The organism is Roseomonas sp. CAU 1739 (assembly GCF_039839775.1).
Taxonomy (GTDB): Bacteria; Pseudomonadota; Alphaproteobacteria; order Acetobacterales; family Acetobacteraceae; genus Neoroseomonas.
This window is the reverse complement of sequence record NZ_JBDOQQ010000009.1, coordinates 1-15,819: the sequence shown is the minus strand read 5'-3', so window position 1 is coordinate 15,819 and position 15,819 is coordinate 1. Positions and strand designations below refer to the sequence as shown.

At 68.2% G+C, this 15,819-nt stretch carries 12 protein-coding genes; 6 read left to right on the top strand and 6 right to left on the bottom strand.

The genetic code is table 11. From position 1 onward, the window contains the following. Entirely contained in the window at nt 1–939 is a 939-nt protein-coding gene (locus tag AAFN86_RS15500; RefSeq protein ID WP_408906606.1) for an ArsR/SmtB family transcription factor, read from the bottom strand. Nucleotides 940–983: 44 nt separating this feature from the next. Between AAFN86_RS15500 and AAFN86_RS15495 the strand changes: the two genes are divergently transcribed. Further along, nucleotides 984–1,334, top strand: a complete 351-nt coding sequence (locus AAFN86_RS15495; protein WP_347544262.1) for a hypothetical protein — start codon at nt 984–986, stop codon at nt 1,332–1,334. 94 nt (nt 1,335–1,428) lie between these two features. Next, on the top strand, nt 1,429–2,826 hold the full coding sequence (locus tag AAFN86_RS15490) for a hypothetical protein (RefSeq protein ID WP_347544261.1): 1,398 nt from the start codon (nt 1,429–1,431) through the stop codon (nt 2,824–2,826). Nucleotides 2,827–3,150: 324 nt separating this feature from the next. Here the strand turns inward: AAFN86_RS15490 and AAFN86_RS15485 are convergent, their stop codons facing one another. The 5 genes from AAFN86_RS15485 to AAFN86_RS15465 all read right to left on the bottom strand — a co-directional run bounded on the left by AAFN86_RS15485 (nt 3,151) and on the right by AAFN86_RS15465 (nt 7,698). Next, entirely contained in the window at nt 3,151–3,675 is a 525-nt protein-coding gene (locus tag AAFN86_RS15485) for an N-acetyltransferase family protein (protein ID WP_347544260.1), read from the bottom strand. Further along, nucleotides 3,672–4,859: an amidase gene (locus AAFN86_RS15480; protein ID WP_347544259.1), complete on the bottom strand. Its 1,188-nt coding sequence runs from the start codon at nt 4,857–4,859 to the stop codon at nt 3,672–3,674. Before AAFN86_RS15480 ends, AAFN86_RS15485 begins: the two co-directional genes overlap by 4 nt. A 342-nt stretch (nt 4,860–5,201) precedes the next feature. Beyond that, entirely contained in the window at nt 5,202–6,581 is a 1,380-nt protein-coding gene (locus AAFN86_RS15475) for an esterase-like activity of phytase family protein (protein ID WP_347544258.1), read from the bottom strand. Nucleotides 6,582–6,744: 163 nt separating this feature from the next. Further along, nucleotides 6,745–6,900: a hypothetical protein gene (locus tag AAFN86_RS15470; protein WP_347544257.1), complete on the bottom strand. Its 156-nt coding sequence runs from the start codon at nt 6,898–6,900 to the stop codon at nt 6,745–6,747. A 78-nt stretch (nt 6,901–6,978) separates the two neighbouring features. Continuing rightward, nucleotides 6,979–7,698, bottom strand: a complete 720-nt coding sequence (locus AAFN86_RS15465) for a GNAT family protein (protein WP_347544256.1) — start codon at nt 7,696–7,698, stop codon at nt 6,979–6,981. 103 nt (nt 7,699–7,801) lie between these two features. Here AAFN86_RS15465 and AAFN86_RS15460 point away from each other — a divergent pair, with 103 nt between their 5' ends. The 4 genes from AAFN86_RS15460 to AAFN86_RS15445 all read left to right on the top strand — a co-directional run bounded on the left by AAFN86_RS15460 (nt 7,802) and on the right by AAFN86_RS15445 (nt 14,985). Further along, nucleotides 7,802–8,596 (top strand): ferredoxin--NADP reductase, encoded by a 795-nt coding sequence (locus tag AAFN86_RS15460; protein WP_408906605.1) that lies wholly within the window; start codon nt 7,802–7,804, stop codon nt 8,594–8,596. A gap of 246 nt (nt 8,597–8,842) precedes the next feature. Further along, complete coding sequence (locus AAFN86_RS15455) at nt 8,843–10,549, top strand: MFS transporter (protein ID WP_347544254.1); 1,707 nt, start codon at nt 8,843–8,845, stop codon at nt 10,547–10,549. Nucleotides 10,550–10,996: 447 nt separating this feature from the next. Further along, nucleotides 10,997–12,934, top strand: a complete 1,938-nt coding sequence (locus tag AAFN86_RS15450) for a right-handed parallel beta-helix repeat-containing protein (RefSeq protein WP_347544253.1) — start codon at nt 10,997–10,999, stop codon at nt 12,932–12,934. Nucleotides 12,935–13,089: 155 nt separating this feature from the next. Then, a complete protein-coding gene (locus AAFN86_RS15445; RefSeq protein WP_347544252.1) occupies nt 13,090–14,985 on the top strand; it encodes an AMP-binding protein in 1,896 nt (631 codons plus the stop codon). Nucleotides 14,986–15,819 lie beyond the last annotated feature (834 nt).

The window sequence follows — 15,819 nt, the reverse complement described above, 5'->3', positions numbered from 1 at the left end:
TCAGGCGGTAAGGGCGGCGACAGGATGGGTCTTGCGTTCTGCGACCCAGAGGCGGACGGGCAGCGCGCCCGGAATGGTCAGGCTGCGCGCCGGCACGCAGCCGGTCGCACCCAGCCACCCGGCAATTTCCGCATCGTCGAAACCGGGCCAGCGATGCGCGTGGTTGCCGAGCAGATCGGCGCGCTCATGCGGGGCAAGATCGACGATCAGCAGCAGGCCTCCGGGCTTCAGCACGCGCCCGGCCTCGGTCAGCGCAACCGCCGGATCCTCGGCGTAGTGCAGCACCATCTGCAACGTGATGGCATCGAAGGACGCATCGGCCAGCGGCAGCCGGTACATGTCCGCCTGGCGCACGGCGATGTGCGGCATGCCGTGCTCGGCCAACCGCGTGCGCGCCAGGGCGAGCATGTCGCGGGAGGCATCGACGCCGACCCCTTCCTCGATGCGCGAGGACAGCCGTTCCAGCAGCCCGCCGGTACCGCAGCCGATATCGAGGAGCCGGCCCACGCGCGGCGGCAGGGCGGCGAGCAGGGCGGCCTCGATCTCCGCCCCGGGCAGGCCGAGGGCGCGCATCTCATCCCAATCGGCGCCGTGGCGACGGAAGGATTCCGACGCCGTGCGGGCGCGTTCGGCCGCCAGCCGCGCGGCCGCGCGGCGGTCGGCGGCCAGCAGCGGGTCATCCTCCGGCAGGCGGGCGAGGATCTGGCGGGCAAGGTCGGCCTCGGGCGGCACCTGGAACCAGGCATTGGCCCCTTCGGGCGTGCGTGCCAGAAGCCCGGCCTCGACCAGCAGCTTCAAGTGCCGCGACAGGCGCGGCTGGGACTGGCCGAGGATTGCCACCAGATCCGACACGCACCAGGCGCCACGGGCGCAGAGCGCGAGCAGGCGCAGCCGGGTCGGCTCGGCCGCGGCGCGGAGTTGCGTGAGGAGCTCATCCATGACGCTGGACATAGTCATAAAGATATCCTTATGTCCAGCACATCATGGCCTGGTCGATCGATGCCCGCATTCCTGTCCGCCTGCTTCATCCCGATGAGATGCCGCCCGCTGGCGCGGCCTTGCTGACCGAGGGGGACGCGCCCGCCCCGCCCGGCACGACAGCCTGGGCGGCGTTCACGGCGACGGTGCCGGGCCATGCGCCGGGCTGCGCCTGCTGCCAGCCACGAACCCCTGTTGCCGCGGCGCTTGACCGATTGTTCACCCTGCGCGTCCGCCAGCAGGTGCCCTGGTTCACCGAAGTGGTGGCCCGGATTGAAACCCAGGCTGGACAGGCGGCGCTTGACGCTGCTTTGGCAGCAGATGTCCTGGCCGTCGCCCGGTTCCGCCGCGCCTGACGTCAATCCATGTACGAAGCATCACTTTGTTTCGATATCGTTACACGCTAACTTTCCTCGTCCCAAGGCTGCAACTGGGACGGGAGGTGCAACCATGGCCACTCTGCAAACCATCCTCGGACAACCGATCCGCTGGCAGGCGGCGCCAGGCGATGCCGATCTGGCGCTCTTCCTCGGCGATCTGCAGGCGAACATCCTCAAGGGACATGGCCGGCATCATACCGGCAACCTGTTCCTGAGCTTCGCCGGCATGACGCCGGATGACGTCGCGGCGGTGCTTCGGACACTCGGCCAGAACTGCACCAGCGCCTATAGCCAGTTGCGGAAGAACCGACGCCAGCCGCCCTATCTCGATGGCGGCACGGTCATGTGCGTGTTCCTGAGCGCGGGCGGCTATCGCGCGCTCGGCCCCCTGGCGACATTGCCGCCAGGCGAGGCCTTTGCCGCCGACATGCCGGCGCGGCAGGCGATCCTGTCCGACCCGCCGCGCAGCGCCTGGCAAGCGGCCGGCTGGACTGAAGGCCTGCCGGCACCGGACGCCATGGTGCTGGTCGCCGATGCGCGGGAACAGCAGGTCACCGCAGCCCTCGAAGCGGTCGAAGGCTGGCTCAACGGCACCGGCGTGCGGGTCCTCGTGGTCGAACGCGGCCGCCAGCAGACCAGGGTCTTCAAACATGGCGCCGCGGCTGAGGGCGTCGAGCATTTCGGCTATGTGGACGGCCGCAGCCAGCCCCTGTTCCTCGAGGAGGATCTGGCGAAGGAACCGCAGGCGCAGTGGAGCGCGCGCTTCAACCCATCCCAGTTCATCGTCGCTGATCCGAACGGTCGCACGCCGCTGTCGGCCGGCAGCTATTTCGTGTTCCGCAAGCTCGAACAGAATGTCCGCGGCTTCAAGAAGGCGGAGGAAGACCTCGCCGCCGCGCTCGGCCTGGTGGGCGAGGATGCCGAACGCGCCGGCGCGACAATCGTCGGCCGCTTCGAGGACGGCACGCCGATCGTGCTCAGCGAGGATGCGACGCAGGATCCGCCGCCGAACGACTTCACCTTCGACGCCGATACGAACGGCGCGAAGTGCCCCTTCCACGCCCATATCCGCAAGACCAACCCACGTGGCGACGTGAAGCGCCAATTCGGGCTGCCGGATGCGAGCGGCGATCGGAACCCGATCATGGCGCGGCGCGGCATTACCTATGGCCATCGGCGCCGCAAGGCCGACGACACGGACTTCGCCGATCCCGAGGGCCAGGAACCGACCGGCGATGTCGGGCTGCTTTTCATGGCCTATATGGCCAGCATCGAGGCGCAGTTCGAGTTCACCCAGCAGAGCTGGGCCAACAACGAAGATTTCGTCCGCCCCGGCACCGGCGTGGATCCGGTGATCGGCCAGGGCGCGGGCGCCAAGCCTCTCGGCTTCGGCGGCTTCGTGAAGATGCTGGGGGGCGCCTATTTCTTCGCGCCGTCGCTGTCGTTCCTGCGTAGCGTCGGCACCTGACGCGGGCGCACGGATCTGGCGCAGATCCCGCCTGAGTGGACCCACTCAGGCGGACGACGATGTTCGCACAAGCAGGAGGTTCGACCGGTTTGCGTGAGTGGGTCGAACGCACGCCGCGCTGGAGCGTGATGGCTGAACTCGCGCATGCACCGGCCGCCTGAATCACTCGATTAAACAACAGGTTAGAGCGTGAATGGCGAACGAACGTGAACCAATCACGCGCTGGAGCAGGATCCGTTCGCCTTCGCTCACGCCTCCTGCTCTATGCCCTTGTTTGATCGTATGATTCACGCCTCCGGTAAGACCACCTGCGGCGATCACGCTTTAATCGGGCAGGGTCTTCTCCCCCTCCCCCAGCGCCTTCTGCATCTGCACCACATCGACCCAGCGGCCGAACTTCATCCCGACCGCCTTCAGCACGCCCACCTGGCGGAAGCCCAGCGAGATGTGCAGTCCGATCGAGCCGACATTGTCGGAATCGCCGATCACCGCGACCATCTGGCGGATACCCATCGCCTCGGCCCGGCGCAGCAATTCCGCGACCAGCGCCTTGCCCACGCCCTGGCCGCGGATGTCGTCGCGGATGTAGACCGAATCCTCGGCGGTGAAGCGATAGGCCGAGCGCGGCCGGAACGGCGCGAAATAGCCATAGCCGAGGATCAGCCCGTCCTCCTCAGCCACCAGCCAGGCATGGCCGCCATCCTGCACCTTCGCCATGCGGGCGGCGATGTCGCCGGCGTCGGGCGGGTCTTCCTCGAAGGTGCCGGTGCCGTGCAGGACGTGATGGGCGTAGATCGCCGTCATGGCCGGCACATCGGCGGCGACGGCATCGCGCAGCGTGATCGTCATGCCGGCAGCCCGGCGGCGTCGGCCACCGCCTCGGCCAAGGCCAGCAACGCGCGGTCGGAACCGTGCGCACCGACCAGCGACAGCCCGACCGGCGCGCCGCCCACCCTGGCCGCCGGCAATGTCACTTCCGGCAGACCGCACAAACCGGCAATCGCCGTCACACCCATCGTCTTCTCACGCACCGCATTCTGCTCCGCCTGGCTCGCGCTCAGCAGCGGCGCCGGCGCGGGGGATGTGGGGTAGATCAGCACCGCGCCGCCGGCCAGCAGGGCGCGGATGCGGGCCTGCGCCACGCGGCGGAAGGCGCGGCCGGCAGCTGCCTTGGCCGGGTCCATCGCCTTCGCCGCGGCGAAGCGTTCCTTCACGCCGGGGCCGAAGGCCGGGTTGGTCGCTTCGATCCACGGGCCGAGGCTGGTCCAGGCCTCGACCGCCTGGGCGCAGCGGAACGCTTCGTAGAAGGCTTCCAGCCCCTCGGGCGCGATATTGATGGGCAGGGCCGCGCCCAGGATCCCCTCCGCCGCCTCCAGCGCCGGCGCGAGGGCCGCCGCCGTCGCGGGCTCGGCGTTCATCCACGCCTCCTGCACCTTCAGTAGCGGCCCGGTCGCGGCACTTCCGCCGGACGGCAGCAACACATCGCCCACACGCCGCAGCAGGGATGCGTGGGCGGTGAACCACCCAGCCGTGTCGTAGGCCGGGCCAAGCGGGCAAGCGCCGGTCAGGCTGACCGCACCCCAGGAGGGCCGGATGCCGTAGATGCCGCAATACGACGCCGGAATGCGCACCGACCCGCCGGTGTCCGACCCCATGGCGAGGTCGGCAAGTCCGGCAGCGACGGCCGCCGCCGAGCCGCAGGACGATCCGCCGGGGAATCGGTCCGGTGCGGCCGGGTTGATGGGCGTGCCGTGCCAGACATTCTCCCCGGTCAGGCCATAGGCCAGTTCGACGGTCCTGGTCTTGCCGACCAGCCGCGCGCCGGCTTCGAGCAAGGCCGTGACCACGGCGGCATCGGCGGTCGCCGGGGGATGCGTGCGCGCCCAGTCCGGATTGCCGTAGCCGGTGACGTCGCCGGCGGTGTCGTACAGGTCCTTGACCGCGAAGGTCAGGCCGGCGAGCGGGCCGGAAGCGGCCCCGGCGCGCGTCGTCCGGGGGCCGGGAACAAAGGCGCCCACGGGATCATCGGTCATGCAGTGTGCTCCGGCGCATCGAGGCCGAAGGGTGGAGCAGCGGCGGCGCGGTGACAACTGCGGGGGGCTGCGGCGATGGGGGTTGGCGGAGGGGGCTATGCCCCCTCCGGGCCTCCCCCACCAAAGGCTTAAGGCCTTTGGAAACCGTTACCTGGCGCCGGGCCCGACGTGCGCGCCCGATGCCAAGGGCTGCCCCTGCCGTGGGGGGTGCCTAACCGTTGGCCAACACCAAAGTCGAGGTTTCCAAAGGCCTTAAGCCTTTGGTGGGGTGAGCCCGAGAGGGGCGACGCCCCTCTCGGTCCCACCGCCCAGGATCCGACCCTCAAATCCCCAGGCCGTCGGTCACCGCGCGCGCAGGAATTCCGGCACGCGCAGCAGGATGAACTCGTTGTCGTCGGCGCGCGTCAGGTGGCGGCCGGCGCTGAACGGCAGGTTGTTGTCGTTGGCGACGATGATGGTGTCGGCATCGACCATCGCAACGTCCTCGATGGTGAAGAAGGGGAAGCTGAAGCGATCATTCGCCGCGCCGGCCGGGCGGTCGCCGCGCTGGCGCGCCAGGTTGTCCGGGTCGCGGATCGCCATCAGGTCGATATGGCCGATCTTGCGCACGAAGCCCTCGGCATCGACGTCGCCGAGATCGACCAGATAGATCCGCTTGTGCCGCGCGGGCGCCGGGAAGCAGGGGCGTTCGGCTGTGGATGGCGTGCCCTGCGCGCAGGCGAGGCCGGGATCGCCTTCGCCGTTGTCGCGCTCGATGATCAGCGCGCGGCGGTCGTCGACCATGTTGAAGTCGCCGATCGCCGTCGCACCCGCTTCAAGCCGGTAGCGCATGGTCCGCCCGGTCCAGACGGCGCGCGCCGTGTCGAATTCCAGGATGCGCAGGAAGGCGCCTTCCGCCTGGTCGGAATTCGGCGCGAACAGCGGCTGTTCCAGAAGCGCATACAGCCGCGAGCCATCCGGCGCGGCGGCCATGCCCTCATACCCGCCGGACCGGCGCACGCGGAACGGCACGCCCTGCGTCGGGCTGGCCGGCACCGAGAAGGCGGGGTTGTCGGGCGAACGCAGCGGCTGGCCGTCCAGCATCGATTCGACCACCCGCAGCACGCGGCCCTGCGCGTCGAGATGGATCAGGAAGGGGCCGAATTCCTCGCCGATCCAGAAGGTGCCGTCCGGCATGGGCTGGATGGATTCAGGGTCGAAATCCGCCCCGGTCAGGAAGCGTTCCGGCGTCGCGTCGGTGGTGATGTGGAAGGGGATCACGCGGTTCGGATCGGACAGGAAGATAGTGCGCTCGACGGCCACCTGGCCGGTGCGGAAGTCGGGCCGCACCTTGTGGAACATCAGCATCGCGTCGGGACTGTTGCGGCGATTGCCGAAGCCGTTGTCGGTCAGCACCCAATAGGCGCCGGGCTCGCCCGCCACCGGCTTGATGCCGGAGAAGCCCTGCACCGGCTGGCCGTTGAACGGCAACGAAAGCCCCGTGCGGCGGCTGCCATAGGCCGGTCCGGTATCGCCCGGCGCGCTGCCGACCTGGTCGTTACGGGTGTTGCCCGCGCCTGTGTAGCGGCCGGAGACGGCCAGGCCCGGCGGCACGCCCTCGGGCGGGGCGGTGAAGGTTGCGGCCGGCAGGATGGCGTGGCCGGTGAGCGTCGCCTCGAAGCGCTGGTCGGCCAGCGCCGGCCCGGCGGCCATCAGGGCGGTGGCAAGAATCAGTCGGCGCATGGAACCCCCGTTCGTTTGTGCGGAACGGGGCGGCTCTACAGGGCCTGCATTGCGCCGGCGTGACGGCGCGGTTGCGGCTGCGGGACAAGCGGCGGCGGCCACGACCGCGGTCGGCACGACAGGATCCGTTGGATCTGCCGCGTATGCGGGCCGGGCGGCGGCGTCAGGTCAGGTTGAGCAGCGCCGCCTTGGTGGACAGCGCGGCCAGCATGGCCACGACCAACGCCGGCCCGGCGCCGAGGCGCTGCGCCAGCACGAAGGTGACGGTGCCGAGGATGAAGGCCCAACTCACGATTTCGCCGAGGCTTGGGTCGACCATTGCAGTGCCTCCCATCTGGAACATGTCCTGATCGTCATATACTGGACATGTTACCCCCAAGACCAGGGTTTCCGCGCCTCAGGCGCGAAAAGTCGCGAGGCCTCGCCTCGGCCGCCCATCCGGCCCCCAATTCGGCGCATCCAGCCAGCCGGCGATGGCATCGCGGCGGGACGGCCATTCATCCGCCAGGATCGAGAACCAGGCCGTGCTGCGCTGCCGCCCCTTGACCACCAGCAGATCCCGCAGCGTGCCCTCATAGGTGAAGCCGAGCCGGTCCGCCGCGTGGCGCGAGGGCATGTTCAGCGCGTTGCACTTCCAGGTCAGGCGGCGGTAGCCGAGGTCGTCCATGGCGTGGCGCATCAGCAGGAACATCGCCTCGGTCGCCGCGCGGGACCGCTGCATGCGCGGGGAGAACCAGATGTTGCCGATCTCGATATGCGCATGCGCCGGGAACATCTCCATCAGCGTCAGCCAGCCATCGGCCGTGCCGGTAACGTGGGGGCGGATGGCCCAGGCCATGGGGTCGTGGGTGGCGGCGAAGGCGGCGACGTGGCTGCGCATCGCGGCTTCCGTCGCGAAGGGCCCGGCCCCGAGATAGGCCCAGGACGCGTCGGCCGGCTGGCCCTGCGCGGCGCGGAACAGTTCCGTCGCGTGACGGACATGCAGGGGTTCGAGATCGACCGAGACCCCGCGATGCGGCACGCGGGCGGGCAGCGGCCGCGGCGTCGTGTCCACGGTGGGGCCGAGCGGCGGGTCGGTTTCGGGATCGACGGGGATCCCCGGGGGCAGGTCCTGCATGGGGGGCAGGAAAGCCCCGCACCCGCTGCAGCACAAGACGGCGCATTCCTGTTGCGCAATATGCGGCAGCGCAGCACAAGACCCTGCCATGAACGATGCCGCGATGCCTGCCGCCCCCATGATCCCCGCCGCTTATTTCGGCGAGCGCGTGACCTGGGTGCACCACTGGACCGACCGCCTGTTCTCCTTCCGCTGCACGCGGGACACGGCGTTCCGCTTCCGCGCGGGTGAATTCGCCATGATCGGGCTGATGGCGAACGGCAAGCCGCTGGTGCGCGCCTATTCGGTGGCGAGCCCGACCTGGGATGAGGAACTCGAATTCCTGTCCATCAAGGTGCAGGAGGGGCCGCTGACCTCGCGGCTGCAGCATGTCGCGCTCGGCGATACGGTGCTGATCGGCAGGAAGCCGACCGGCACGCTGGTGACCGACAACCTGCTGCCCGGGCGGACGCTGTGGCTGCTGGCGACGGGCACCGGCCTCGCCCCCTTCCTGTCCCTGGCGCGCGAACCCGATGTGTATGAGCGGTATGAGCGCGTCGTCGTCGCCCATACGGTGCGGCAGGTCGCCGAGCTGGCGCATCGCGACCTGTTCGAGCGCGATCTGCCGGCCCATGAATTCCTCGGCGAGATGGTCGCCGGCAAGCTGCTCTACTACCCGTCGGTGACGCGCGAACCGTTCCGCCACCAGGGCCGCATCACCGACCTGATCGAATCGGGGCGGATCTTCGGCGATCTGGGCCTTCCGGTGCTCAGCCCCGAGCATGACCGGGTCATGCTCTGCGGGTCGGAAGCGATGAACCGTGACGTCAAGGCCATGCTCGAAGCCCGCGGCTTCGAAGAAGGGGCGAACAACGCGCCCGGCACCTATGTGGTCGAAAAAGCCTTCGTGACCAAGTAGACTGCGGCGATACAGCGCCGCGGGCGAGCTGCGGTACCATTGCGCGCCCCCTGTGGCCGCGCTTCCCCAGGACGCCGGAAATCCGCCGGGCCCGTAAGCTCACGCTTGCGTTGGATCAAGGCTTCGGGCGCTATTGCCTTGTTGCATTGCCCTTACGAGGCAGGATTCCGTGTCGTCGGGACGCGGGACCTTTCGGTCGGGCGCACGACAACAATGGCAAGCCGGCGCGGCCGGAGGGGAGGAACAATGAGTTCGACGACACTGGGGGCCGGGTCCGCGACCCGGCCGATGACCAACGAGGAGCGGAAGGTCATCATCGCCTCCTCGCTCGGTACCGTGTTCGAGTGGTACGACTTCTACCTCTTCGGTTCCCTCGCGGCGGTGATCGGCGCGAACTTCTTCAACCCGCTCGGCGCCGACGGCCAGCCGATGTTCAACGAGGCGACGCGCAACATCTTCGCGCTGCTGGCCTTCGCCGCGGGCTTCCTGGTGCGCCCCTTCGGCGCGCTGGTGTTCGGCCGGCTCGGCGATATGGTCGGGCGCAAATACACCTTCCTCATCACCATCCTGATCATGGGTACATCGACCTTCGTGGTCGGCATCCTGCCCACCTCGGCCAGCATCGGCATCTCGGCCGCCGTCATCCTGATCCTGCTGCGCATGCTGCAGGGCCTTGCCCTTGGCGGCGAATACGGCGGAGCCGCGACCTATGTCGCCGAGCACGCGCCGCAGGGCCGGCGCGGCTTCTACACATCCTTCATCCAGGTCACGGCCACCGCCGGCCTGTTCCTCTCGCTGCTGGTGATCCTGTTCACCCAGCTTGCGGTGGGCCCGGAGAACTTCGCCGCCTGGGGCTGGCGCATTCCGTTCCTGGTCTCGATCGCGCTGCTCGCCATCTCGGTCTGGATCCGGTTGCAGATGGAAGAAAGCCCGGCCTTCCAGAAGATGAAGGCTGAAGGGACGCATTCGAAGGCGCCGATCTCCGAGGCCTTCTTCCAGTGGAAGAACGCGAAGATCGCGCTGTTCGCGCTGCTCGGCCTCGTCGCTGGCCAGGCGGTGGTCTGGTACACGGGCCAGTTCTACGCGCTGTTCTTCCTCGGCCAGGTGCTGAAGGTGGATGGCTTCACCACCAACATGCTGATCGCCTGGTCGCTGCTTCTGGGTTCGGGCGGCTTTGTCTTCTTCGGCTGGCTGTCCGACAAGATCGGCCGCAAGCCGATCATCCTCGGCGGCTGCCTGATTGCGGCGCTGACCTATTTCCCGCTGTTCAAGCTGCTCAGCGCGGAAGCGAACCCGGACCTTGCCCGGGCGCATGCGAACATCTCGGTCCAGGTGGTGGCCGACCCCTCGACCTGCTCCTTCCAGTTCAACCCGACGGGAACGGCCCGCTTCACCCAGCCCTGCGACATCGCCAAGGCCGCCCTCGCCCGCGCCTCGGTCAACTACCGGGTCGAGGAAGCGCCGGCGGGCACCGTCGCCGGCGTGCGCATCCAGGGCGGCCAGGTCATGCTGGCGAACAGCCCGACCTTCGCGCGTGAACTCGGCGCAGCGCTGACCGCGGCGGGCTATCCGGCGGCGTCCAACCCGTCGGTGGTCAAGATGTCGAACCCCTTCGACATCTTCCGCGAGCAGCCGGCCGTGCTGATCGGCATCCTCACGCTGCTGGTCATCTACGTGACCATGGTCTACGGCCCGATCGCGGCGGCGCTGGTGGAATTGTTCCCCACGCGCATCCGCTACACCTCGATGTCGCTGCCCTATCACATCGGCAATGGCTGGTTCGGCGGGCTGCTGCCGGCGACGTCCTTCGCCATGATCGCGCAGACCGGCGACGTGTATTTCGGCCTCTGGTACCCGATCGTCATCGCGCTGATGACGGTGGTGATCGGCCTGTTCTTCGTGCCGGAGACGAAGGACCGCGACATCTATGCGGGCGACAGCCAGCATCACTAGAGCAGATCCCGATCAGGTGGAATCATCTGATCGGGTGAAGATGCTCGAAGACCAAGGGGCTAGAGCCGCTGCCGTGAGCCATGGCGAACGGGAGCGGCTCTGGAGCGTGATGGCCGTAATGCGAATGCATCTGGGGTGTGAATCACGCGATTAAACAATAGGTTAGAGCGTGATGGGTGAACGAATGTGAACCAATCATGTTCTAAGACCTGACCGGTGTTGGGCCCAACGAGGGCCCCGGACGGGCGACGCCATTCGGTTGGCGCCGCCCATTTTTTGCACGACAGGCAGCATTTTCATAACGGTTTCGTTCTAAAATACCGTTAATTTCAACCACACGTTACATATTGCCGGGCATGATACCCGCTAATTGCCTCTAAATAATCTTCCTATACCACCTGGACTTGTATATCCCCTCTCCGATCGCGAAACCGAGAGGCCACGTCCATGGCTTTGCTCCAGAACACCACATCGCCGACGGACCCCCTGCTTCTCGTCGAGGATCCACTCCCGACGGCGCCGTCCGACATCCTGGTGCAGGGCGCCGCCGCCGCGACGGCGGCCCCGCGCGTCGTCTTCATCGATCCCACCGTGGCCGATGGCGGAGACGGGTCCGAGGGATCGCCCTTTGATTCCTGGTCCGACGTCACCTTCGAGGCTGGGACGCTCTACCTCCAGCGCGGCGGCACCGTCTCGCAGGGGTTCATCGTCTCGGGGCAGGGCAGCGCCGATGCGCCGATCGTCATCGGGTCGTATGGCGAAGGGGTCGCGCGCATCGAAGGGACGGTGGTCATCGACGGTGCCAGCCATGTGACCGTCAACGGCCTCGACATCACCGGCGGGCAGGGCTTCGGCATCTATGTCACCGGCAATGCCACGGCCGTCACGCTGCAGGACAACGACGTCCATGGCGGCCTGTCGGGCATCTACCTCGACGGCACGTCGATCGAAGGCGTGGCGATCGCCGGCAACCGGGTCCACGACAACGACACCAACGGCATCTGGATCAACGGCGCGGCCGCCACCGACGCCAACCCGGCGCTGATCATCGGCAACACCATCTACCGCAATGGCGAGAGCGGCATCACCCTGCACGGCAGCCACGTCATCGTGGATGGCAACACGGTGGTGAACAACGGCGTCTCCGGCCTGCCCGGCAATTCGGGCATCCACGTCTTCGGCCTCGCCGAAGGGGATGGGCTGGGACGGCTCAACGTCATCTCGAACAACGTGGTCGCCTACCAGCATGAGCCGGATTCCTTCGACGGCCACGGCATCCAGCTCGACCACTTCTCCGGACAGAACGTCGTCACCGGCAACCAGATCATCGGCAATGACGGGCCGGGCATCACGATCTACAGCTCGGACGGCAACTACGTCGCGCAGAACCATCTCGAGGGGAATGGCGCGGACAGCGCCGGCACGCGCGACGGCATCCTCGGGCAAACCGAGATCTACGTCGCCAATGCCGGCTGGACCCCCGAACTCAGCGCCGGCAACCTGATCACGGAGAACACCATCGTGGCGTCGGCCGACGGCGCCCACGCCATCGTCGTCACCGGCGGTGCCGAGGCCGGCGGCAACATGGTGGGCGGCAATACCGTCAGCCTCGGCACCGGTTCGACCGGCTATGCCTGGGGCGGTGACGAAACCTCCGACCTCGCGCAGTGGAACAGCCTCAGCGCCGATGACGGGTTGGACGATACGTCGGGTGCCCTGTCGAAGGCCGCACCTGTCTTCGACGCAGCCCTTCTGCTGCCTGGCTATGACGAACATTCCACGCTGATTGCGACGCCGCAGGCCGATGCCTCGAACCGGCTAGTGGCCTCGGCCGGTGGCAACCTGGTCGGCGGGTCGGCCATGGATCGGCTCGCCGGCGACGACGGGGCGAACCGCATCGAGGGGCTGGGCAGCACCGACTACATCGCCGGCGGCGCCGGCAACGACACGCTGCTCGGCGGCGACGGGGATGACATGGTCGGCGGCGGCGCGGGGCATGATTCCGTGCAGGGCGGCTCCGGCGGCGACATCCTGACCGGGGGCATCGGCAACGACACGCTGCTGGGCGAGGACGGCGAGGACTGGCTGAGCGGCGGCGACGGCGCGGACCGGCTGAATGGCGGCGCGGGCTTCGATGCGCTGACCGGCGGTGCCGGGGCCGATGTCTTCGTCGCCGCGCCGGGCATGGGCGGCGACCTGGTCTTCGACTTCACCGACGGGGTGGACAGGATCGACGTCAGCGCGCTCGGCATCTCCGGCACCAGCCAGATGGTGATCGTGGGCGGGACGGACGCCACGCTGATCAGCTTTGGCGGGGAGGACCTGATGGTGCTGCTCGGCGTCGCGCCGGGCGCCCTGGGGGCGGCGGATTTCGTGTTCGGCTGACAGGCAGGGTCGCGCGCGAGCCTGGGCGCCAGACTTCCGCCGCGCTTGACCCATCGCAATGCGCCCGCCGCACCTCTCCGCCACTTGCTTGCGCGGTGGCGGGCGGTCCAGGCTCCTGCCACGGGGAAGACGAACGGCAGGGAAGGCGTCCAGCAATGACCGGCGCGACTGGCTATGACGCCACCTATGCGGCCTGGCGCCGCGACCCCCAGGCCTGGTGGGCCGCGGCGGCGAGCGGCATCGCCTGGGACACGCCACCCGCGCGCATCTTCGACCCGTCGCTGGGCGTCTATGGCCGCTGGTTCGCGGGCGGGCGGCTGAACACCTGCTTCAACGCCGTCGATCGCCACGTCGCGGCCGGCCGTGGCGCGCAGCCCGCCATCATCTGGGACAGTCCGATGACCGGGCGGGCCGAGACCATCACCTATGCCGACCTGCTCGACCGCGTTTCGCGGCTGGCCGGAGCGCTCGCCCAGCGTGGCGTGACGAAGGGCGACCGCGTCATCGTCTATATGCCGATGGTGCCGGAAGCCGCCATTGCCATGCTCGCCTGCGCGCGGCTCGGCGCAGTGCATTCGGTCGTGTTCGGCGGCTTCGCCGCGGCCGAACTCGCCACCCGTATCGCCGATGCGAAGCCGAAGGCCATCGTCACGGCCTCCTGCGGGCTCGAACCCGGGCGGGTGGTCAAATACAAGCCGCTGATCGATGCCGCGATCGGGCTTTCGCCGCACAAGCCGGATGCGGTGCTGATCCTGCAACGCCCCGAACACCCCTGCGACCTCGCGCCCGGGCGCGATGCCGACCTGCTCGCGGCGATGGCAGCGGCCACGCCGCACCCCTGCGTCAGTGTCGAGGCGACCGACCCGCTCTACATCCTCTACACATCCGGCACGACAGGCGCGCCCAAGGGCATCCTACGCGACAATGGCGGCCATGCGGTCGCGCTGCACAATTCCATGTCGCTGGTCTATGGCGTCGGTCCCGGCGACGTGTTCTGGGCGGCGTCCGATGTCGGCTGGGTGGTGGGCCATTCCTACATCGTCTACGCGCCGCTTCTCGCCGGCTGCACCACGGTGATCTTCGAAGGCAAGCCGGTCGGCACCCCCGATGCCGGCACCTTCTGGCGGGTCTGCGAACGGCATGGCGTGAAGGTGCTGTTCACCGCCCCGACCGCGATCCGCGCCATCAAGAAGGAAGACCCCGACGGCACGCTGCTGAAGCGCCACGACCTGTCGAAGCTGGACGCGCTGTTCCTCGCCGGCGAGCGCTGCGATCCCGACACCATCACCTGGTCCGAACGCCTGCTCGCCAAGCCGGTGATCGACCATTGGTGGCAGACCGAGACCGGTTGGACCATCACCGGCAATTTCCGCGGCCTCGGCCTGTTCCCCACGCGCCCCGGTTCGGGCGGCAAGCCCGCCCCCGGCTACGACGTGGTGGTGCTGGATGAGGCGCATCAGGAGGTCCCGCACGGGCAGATCGGTTCCCTCGCGGTGCGGCTGCCGCTGCCGCCCTCCGCCCTGCCTACCCTGTTCAATGCGGATGACCGTTTTCGCGAGGCCTACCTCTCGGCCTTCCCCGGCTACTACTCGACCGCCGATGCCGGCATGGTCGATGACCAGGGCTATGTCTGGGTGATGTCGCGCACCGACGACATCATCAACGTCGCCGGCCACCGGCTGTCCACCGGGGCGATGGAGGAAGTCCTTTCCGCGCATCCCGATGTCGCGGAATGCGCGGTGGTCGGCGTGCGCGACACGCTGAAGGGCCAGGTGCCGCTCGGCCTGGTGGTTCTGAAGCATGGCGTGGCGAAATCCGAAGCCGAGATCGGCCGCGAACTGATCGCCATGGTGCGCGACCGCATCGGCCCTGTCGCCGCCTTCAAGGATGCGCGCGTCGTCGCCCGGCTGCCCAAGACCCGCTCCGGCAAGATCCTGCGCGCGACGCTGCGCAAGATCGCCGACGGCGACGATTTCGTGGTGCCGCCGACCATCGACGATCCAGTGATCCTCGAGGAGGTCGGGGAGGTGCTGAAGGGCGCGATGCGCTGAGGGCCGGTCCTGGAAAAAGGCAGCGAGCCATGGGCCTCAGGGCGAGTCGCAGCGCGACAGGCGCGAAGAAGGATGGAGGGGCTTTGCCCCCTCATAGTCCCCTTTGCCGAACCTGAGGACAAACCGGAAACGAGGTTGCGGCATTTGGCATCGCCTTCGCTGGGAAAGGCGCCGGTGGCCTTGAGCATGGCCATGATTTCTCCGACCAGTTCGATCCCGGGGGGATCGTCGCCGGGCGTCACGATGGCCGTGTCGATCAGCGCCCGTGCAGCCTCCAGTACGTCCTGGCCCTTTCCGGCATCGATGCCCCGCCGCAGCTCCGCCACGCGCGCTGTGTAGGTCTGCGCAAGGTTTGGGTGCAACGCCGGCGGCGCGATGCTGGCCTCTGCCGACGCCACGCGCAGTTCATCGCGGCGCGCCTCGAGCTCGGTCAGCTTCTTCTGGATGCTGGACGCCTTCAGACCGTCCGCGACCGCCTCCAGGATGTTCTCGATCTTGCGCTCAACAAGGTTCACCTCCCGCCGGCGGGCTGATCCGCAACGCCGCTGCGATCTTGCGGATCGTCTCGCCAGCCTCAGCGCGCTGCACCGCGCGCTCACGCAGATCCTCGGAGTATGGCCGCATCGGCGCTGGCCTCCATCGCCCAGCCCAACGCTTGAATCAGGTCCCAGCCCGTTTCGGAATCCCAATTCCAACGAAAAGCAGCGCGCTCTAGAGCGTTTTCCGACCTGCCTGAATCTTTGTTCTTCCGCGACGCGGGAGGGATCTGATTCAAGCTGACGGTCGGAGTGGAGGCCGACGGTCATGACCAAGGCGCTGTCGGAGGATCTTCGG